Source organism: Streptomyces sp. NEAU-W12, from assembly GCF_026242095.1.
Classification (GTDB): Bacteria; Actinomycetota; Actinomycetes; order Streptomycetales; family Streptomycetaceae; genus Streptomyces.
This window is the reverse complement of the sequence record NZ_JAPJDM010000012.1, coordinates 253,456-260,136: the sequence shown is the minus strand read 5'-3', so window position 1 is coordinate 260,136 and position 6,681 is coordinate 253,456. Positions and strand designations below refer to the sequence as shown.

General features: G+C 72.3%; 4 protein-coding genes. 3 read left to right on the top strand and 1 reads right to left on the bottom strand.

All coding sequences use genetic code 11. The features are described from left to right. Positions 1-1,208: serine/threonine-protein kinase (locus ORI94_RS17755; protein ID WP_266076448.1), on the bottom strand; the 1,208-nt coding region annotated here is incomplete at its 3' end. A gap of 737 nt (positions 1,209-1,945) precedes the next feature. Here ORI94_RS17755 and ORI94_RS17750 point away from each other — a divergent pair. The 3 genes from ORI94_RS17750 to ORI94_RS17740 are packed head-to-tail and all read left to right on the top strand — an operon-like array spanning position 1,946 to position 6,583. Next, positions 1,946-3,064, top strand: a complete 1,119-nt coding sequence (locus tag ORI94_RS17750; protein ID WP_266076447.1) for a LacI family DNA-binding transcriptional regulator — start codon at positions 1,946-1,948, stop codon at positions 3,062-3,064. Next, positions 3,061-4,638 carry a sugar ABC transporter ATP-binding protein gene (locus ORI94_RS17745; RefSeq protein WP_266076445.1) on the top strand — a complete coding sequence of 526 codons (1,578 nt, stop codon included), beginning with the start codon at positions 3,061-3,063 and terminating at the stop codon, positions 4,636-4,638. Before ORI94_RS17750 ends, ORI94_RS17745 begins: the two co-directional genes overlap by 4 nt. Further along, positions 4,628-6,583 (top strand): substrate-binding domain-containing protein, encoded by a 1,956-nt coding sequence (locus ORI94_RS17740; RefSeq protein WP_266076443.1) that lies wholly within the window; start codon positions 4,628-4,630, stop codon positions 6,581-6,583. Before ORI94_RS17745 ends, ORI94_RS17740 begins: the two co-directional genes overlap by 11 nt. Positions 6,584-6,681: the final 98 nt, after the last annotated feature.

Below are 6,681 nucleotides of genomic sequence, written 5' to 3'. Positions count from 1 at the left end.
ATCGGGGCAGGCCCGCTCACCCGCCGCGCCGACGCCGGGTCCGCACCCACCTCGGCGACCATGTACTCGCCGCCGGAGAAGAACCAGAACCTGCCCTGCACGCCCGGAACCGGCATCACCGCATCCATGCGCGAGACGGCGGGGGCACCAGTGGGCGTCTGCCCGGTCGGGTCGGGCGAACCAGAGCCGGAGTCGTCTCCGGCGACGTATGCGGTCACGCCCGCTCCGGCGAGGAGCACCACCACGGCGATCGCCCCTGTGATCGCCGTGCGGTGCCGGTTCGCCCCTGCGGTCGCCGTACGGCGTCGGTCCGCGCGTGCGGTCGCCGTACGGCGTCGGTCCGCGCGTGCGGGCTGCACCGGCTGCCGCAGTGTCGCCTGCACCGCCCGGGGAACGCCGTCGGCTATCGACTGCAGCGCGTCTGTGAGCTGCGCGCTGGACGGGCGTTCGGCGGGGTCCTTGTCCAGCAACTGCTCGATGACGTCGCCCAGCGGGCCCCGGACGTGGACGGAGGGCGGTTCGAAGGCGACGGCGAACGACGTGGCCGTGAGGTCCCCGCGGGCGAAGGGGGTCTGACCGGAGGCAAGGAAACAGAGAGTGACGCCGAGGGAGAACAAGTCGCTGGCCGGTCCGGCGGGCTGATTGCGCAGCCGTTCCGGGGCCATGTACTCGGCCGAGCCGACCACGCCCCCCGTGCCCGTGAGACCTGTGTGACCGGACAGGGCGGCGATACCGAAGTCGGTGAGCACGCTGCTGCCGTCCTCGCGCAGAAGCACGTTGGCCGGTTTCACGTCACGGTGCAGCGCACCGGCCGCGTGGACCGCCTCCAACGCGGACAGGACCTCCAGGCCGACGCGGGCTGTCTCCACCGGTGACAGGAGCCCGCTCGACCGCACTCGCTCGCTCAGCGAGCCACCCGGCACCAGTTCCATGACGATCCACAGACCGCCGTCGAACTCCACCAGATCGTAGATGTCGATGACATGCGCGTGCGTCACCCGGGCGATCGCCCGCGCCTCCGACAGCACACGCCGCATCGACGCCTGCTGCTCGTACCCCCCACCTGCGGCATGGAGCTCCTTGACGGCCACCGTCCGCTGCAACAGATGGTCCCAGGCACGCCACACCGTGCCCATACCGCCGCTGCCCAAGCGGTCGGCGAGCACGTACCTGTCGGCGACGACTCGCCCGCCCGCACTTTCGAACACGACGAGACAATGTACATGCCGACTTCCAGGGCGATTCGGGTGATCACGTGCGGAGCCGGATGACGAGAGCTGCTGCGGTGGTGGTGCCGAGGAGGACGCAGCCGCGCTTGCCGTGGCGGGGGGCGGCCCGGGACCGCTTCAGCCGGTTGATCGCCCGTTCGACGGTGTTGCGCTTCTTGCAGCGCTCTCCGTCGGGGACGGGTGGCCGTCCGCCGCGTGAGCCCTTGCGCAGGCGGGCGGCCTGGCTGTCGGTCTTCTCCGGGATCGTGTGCCGGATGGCCCGGCACCGCGGGTACTTGCGGCACGGGCTGCTGCTGCACCCCTTGTCGGCCGCGAGGCTGCCGGGTTTCGTGCCCGGTCGGCCCGGGCCCGGCCCGCGGAACGCGGATCCTTTCCGGCACCGTCCGGACCTGGGTGCAGTCCGCCCGCTGTCCGGCAGTGACGACCAGGGACAGCGGGCGGCAGCGGCCGTCCGTGCTCAGGTGGAGTGTGCTGGGGAACCCGCCCCGCGAGCGGCCCAGGCCCTCACCTCCCGCACCACCCCCACCAGACGGGCGAGCAGGCTCTGCCACGGTGTCTCGCCCTGGTGTTCTGCCCGGACACGCGCGCCGGCGCCGCCCCGCACCCCGGTCACGATTTGGTGTCGGCCGCCGCCACCCCTTGCCCTCTCTCCGTGTAATCGATTCCAATCCTTGGTGCACAGCAGGTGTAATCGATTCCACGAGGAGGTGGGGGCGATGGCGGGCATCAAGGACGTCGCCGCCGAGGCGGGCGTGTCCGTCGCCACGGTGTCACGTGTCCTGAACGGCCATCCGTCGGTCAGCGCGGCCGCGCGCGAGCGGGTGCTGGCCGCCGTCGAGACGCTGGGCTACCGCCCGAACGCCGTCGCCCGGTCGCTGCGCACCGACCAGACCCGGACCCTCGGCCTGGTCATCAGCGACGTGATGAACCCGTACTTCACCGAGCTGGCCCGCTCCGTCGAGGAGGAGGCCCGCGCGCTGGGCTACAGCGTCATCATCGGCAACGCCGACGAGCGGCCCGACCTCCAGGACCACCACGTCACGACCCTGCTGGACCGCCGGATCGACGGGCTGCTGGTCTCCCCCACCGACGGCGGCTCGCCCCGGATGCTGGACGCCGCCCGCGCGGGCACGCCGATGGTGTTCGTCGACCGGTGGATCCCGGGCGTGGACGTGCCCGTGGTCCGGTCGGACGGGCGGGCCGCCGTACGGGACCTCGTGGCGCACCTGTACCGGCTCGGGCACCGGCGGCTCGCGATCATCGCGGGGCCGGCCGCCACGACGACCGGACGCGAGCGCGTCGACGCCTTCCGGGAGGCGCTCGGCGCGTACGGGCTCCCCCTCCCCGAGTCCCACATCGGCCAGGGCGACTTCCAGGCCGACAGCGGGCGCCGGGTCACCGAGGGCTTCCTCGCGCTGCCCGAGCCGCCCGAGGTCGTCTTCGCCGCCGACAACCTGATGGCGCTCGGCGCGCTGGACGCCGTCCGCGCGCACGGACTGCGGGTTCCCGAGGACATCGGGCTCGCCGCGTTCGACGACATCCCCTGGTTCGTGCACACCGATCCGCCGGTCACCGCGATCGCCCAGCCCACGGGCGACCTCGGGCGGGCCGCCGTGCGCGCGCTGGTCGACCGGATCGAGGGGCGGCCCGGTGAGTCCGTCACCCTCCCCGCCCGGCTCGTCGTCCGCCGCTCGTGCGGCGAACCGGCACCCCGGCCACCGGCCCGCCGACCACCCGCACCCGAGCCGCCGGCACCCGCGCCGCCGGAATCCGGACCACCGGCTCCCGGACAGCAGGCCCCCACCCAGTCCCCCGTACGAAGGAGTACGTCGTGAGCGACCCGGACGAGTTGCTGCGCATCGAGGGCATCCGCAAGACCTTCCCGGGCGTGGTCGCCCTCGACAGGGTCGACTTCGACCTGCGCCGCGGCGAGGTGCACGTGCTGCTCGGTGAGAACGGCGCGGGCAAGAGCACCCTCATCAAGATGCTGTCCGGCGCCCACACGCCCGACGAGGGCCGCATCCTGGTCGGCGGCGAGGAGGTGCGCATCCACGGTGCGCAGGACTCCGAGCGCCTCGGCATCGCCACCATCTACCAGGAGTTCAACCTCGTACCCGATCTGACGGTCGCCGAGAACATCTTCCTGGGGCGGCAGCCGCGCCGCTTCGGGATGATCGACCGCAAGAGGATGGAGGCCGACGCCGCCGTGCTCCTGAAGCGGGTCGGCGTGAACGTGCCGCCGTCCGCGCGGGTCCGCGAACTCGGCATCGCGCGGCTGCAGATGGTCGAGATCGCGAAGGCGCTGAGCCTGGACACGCGGGTACTGATCATGGACGAACCGACCGCCGTGCTGACCTCCGAGGAGGTCGACAGGCTCTTCTCCCTCGTGCGCAGGCTGCGCGAGGACGGCGTGGGCATCGTGTTCATCACGCACCACCTGGAGGAGATCGCCGCCCTCGGCGACCGGGTCACGGTCATCCGGGACGGCCGCAGCGTCGGCCAGGTCCCGGCCACCACGCCCGAGGACGAACTCGTGCGCCTCATGGTGGGCCGGTCCATCGAGCAGCAGTACCCGCGCCGTCGGCCCGCCGTCGGTGAGGCCCTGCTGCGCGTCGAGGGCCTCACCCGCGACGGCGTCTTCCACGACGTGAGCTTCCAGGTGCACGCCGGTGAGGTCGTCGGCATCGCGGGCCTGGTCGGGGCGGGCCGTACCGAGGTCGTCCGCGCGGTGTTCGGCGCCGACCCGTACGACAGCGGGACCGTGCACGTCGCGGGCAGCTCCCTGCGCGGCCACGACGTCAACGCGGCGATGACGGCGGGGTTGGGGCTCGTCCCCGAGGACCGCAAGGGCCAGGGCCTCGTCCTGGACGCCTCGGTGGAGGAGAACCTGGGCCTGGTGACGCTGCGTTCGGCCACCCGCGCGGGGCTCGTCGACCTCAGGGGCCAGCGCGCCGCGGCGGCCCGGATCGCCGAGCAGCTCGGGGTGCGGATGGCGGGCCTCGGCCAGCACGTGCGCACGCTCTCCGGCGGCAACCAGCAGAAGGTCGTCATCGGCAAGTGGCTGCTCGCCGACACCAGGGTGCTGATCCTCGACGAGCCGACGCGCGGGATCGACGTCGGCGCCAAGGTCGAGATCTACCAGCTGGTCAACGAACTCACCGCGGCCGGCGCCGCCGTGCTGATGATCTCCAGCGATCTGCCCGAGGTGCTCGGCATGAGCGACCGGGTGCTGGTGATGGCCCAGGGCCGGATCGCGGGCGAACTCCCCGCCGAGGACGCCACGCAGGACGCCGTGATGGCCCTCGCGGTCGGCATTCCCCCCACCGGCGAAGACACCGAGAACACCGAGAACACCAGAACCACCGAAGACACCGAAGCCCCGGAAGAGGAGGGCCCCCGTGGCCACTGACACGCTCAAGAGCTCGGGAGGCAGGGGCGCCGCCCCGGGCGGTCTGCGCCGCCTCCTGCTGGACAACGGGGCGCTCACCGCGCTCATCGTCCTCGTCATCGCGATGTCGGCGTTGTCCGGCGACTTCCTGACGGCCGACAACCTGCTGAACGTCGGCGTCCAGGCGGCGGTCACCGCGATCCTCGCCTTCGGTGTCACCTTCGTGATCGTCTCCGCGGGCATCGACCTGTCGGTGGGTTCGGTCGCCGCCCTGTCGGCCACCGTCCTCGCCTGGAGTGCCACCTCCGAGGGCGTCCCGGTGGTCCTCGCGGTGCTGCTGGCCATCGCCACCGGCATCGCGTGCGGCCTGGTCAACGGCATCCTGGTGTCGTACGGCAAGCTCCCGTCGTTCATCGCGACGCTCGCCATGCTGTCGGTGGCCCGCGGTCTGTCCCTGGTGATCTCCCAGGGCTCCCCGATCCCGTTCCCCGACTCCGTCTCGCACCTCGGTGACACCCTCGGCGGCTGGTTGCCGGTGCCGGTGCTCGTGATGATCGTCATGGGCCTGATCACGGCGTTCGTCCTCGGCCGTACGTACATCGGCCGTTCCATGTACGCCATCGGCGGCAACGAGGAGGCGGCCCGGCTGTCCGGGCTGCGGGTGAAGAAGCAGAAGCTCGCCATCTACGCGCTGTCCGGCCTGTTCGCCGCCGCCGCGGGCATCGTGCTCGCCTCCCGGCTGTCGTCCGCGCAGCCGCAGGCCGCGCAGGGTTACGAACTGGACGCGATCGCCGCGGTCGTCATCGGCGGCGCCTCCCTCGCGGGCGGTACCGGCAAGGCGTCCGGGACGCTGATCGGCGCGCTGATCCTGGCGGTGCTGCGCAACGGCCTCAACCTGCTGTCGGTGTCGGCGTTCTGGCAGCAGGTCGTGATCGGCGTGGTCATCGCGCTGGCCGTGCTCCTCGACACCCTGCGCCGCAAGACGGGGGCGGCCCCCACCGCGTCCGGCGCGCCGGGCGGGGGCGGCCGGAAGAAGCAGGCGGTGACCTATCTGCTGGCCGCGGTGGTCGCGGCGGCCGTCGTCGGCGCGCTGTCCTTCCTGCACAACGGCTCCTCGGAGGCGAAGGCGCAGAAGGTCGGCCTGTCCCTGTCGACCCTCAACAACCCGTTCTTCGTGCAGATCAGGGAGGGCGCTCAGGCGGAGGCGAAGAAGCGGGGCCTCGACCTGACCGTCACCGACGCGCAGAACGACGCCTCCCAGCAGGCCAACCAGCTGCAGAACTTCACCAGCGGCAGCCTCGACGCGATCGTCGTCAACCCGGTGGACTCGGACGCGGCGGGGCCGGCGGTGCGTTCCGCCAACGAGTCGGACATCCCGGTCGTCGCCGTGGACCGCGGTGTCAACAAGGCCGAGACGTCCGCGCTGGTCGCCTCCGACAACGTGGCCGGCGGCCGGCAGGGCGCCGAGGCGCTCGCCGAGAAGCTGGGCGGTGAGGGCACGATCGTGATCCTCCAGGGGCAGGCCGGCACCTCCGCCAGCCGGGAGCGCGGCTCCGGCTTCGCCGAGGGTCTGGAGGACTACCCGGGTATCAAGGTCGTCGCCAAGCAGCCCGCGGACTTCGACCGCACCAAGGGCCTCGACGTGATGACCAACCTGCTCCAGGCCCATCCCGGCATCGACGGTGTGTTCGCCGAGAACGACGAGATGGCGCTCGGCGCGATCAAGGCGCTCGGTTCCAGGGCCGGGAAGTCGGTCCAGGTCGTCGGCTTCGACGGCACGCCGGACGGGCTCAAGGCGGTCGAGGAGGGCACGCTGTACGCGTCCGTCGCGCAGCAGCCGCGCGAACTGGGCAGGATCGCGGTGGACAACGCGCTGCGCGCCGCCGAGGGCAGGAAGATCGACGAGACGGTGATGGTTCCGGTGAAGGTGGTCACGAAGGAGAACGTGGCCGAGTTCAGCGGCTGACACCGACGATCACCGACGGGGGCGGGGGGGCGGGCCCCCCCCCCCCCCCCCCCCCCCGCCCCGGGGGGGGGGGGGCGGGGGCGCCCCCAAACGGGGGG

Excerpts from the sequence above, each read along its gene's own strand:
- ORI94_RS17750 (WP_266076447.1), top strand. The coding sequence starts at position 1,946 with ATGGCGGGCATCAAGGACGTCGCCGCCGAGGCGGGCGTGTCCGTCGCC.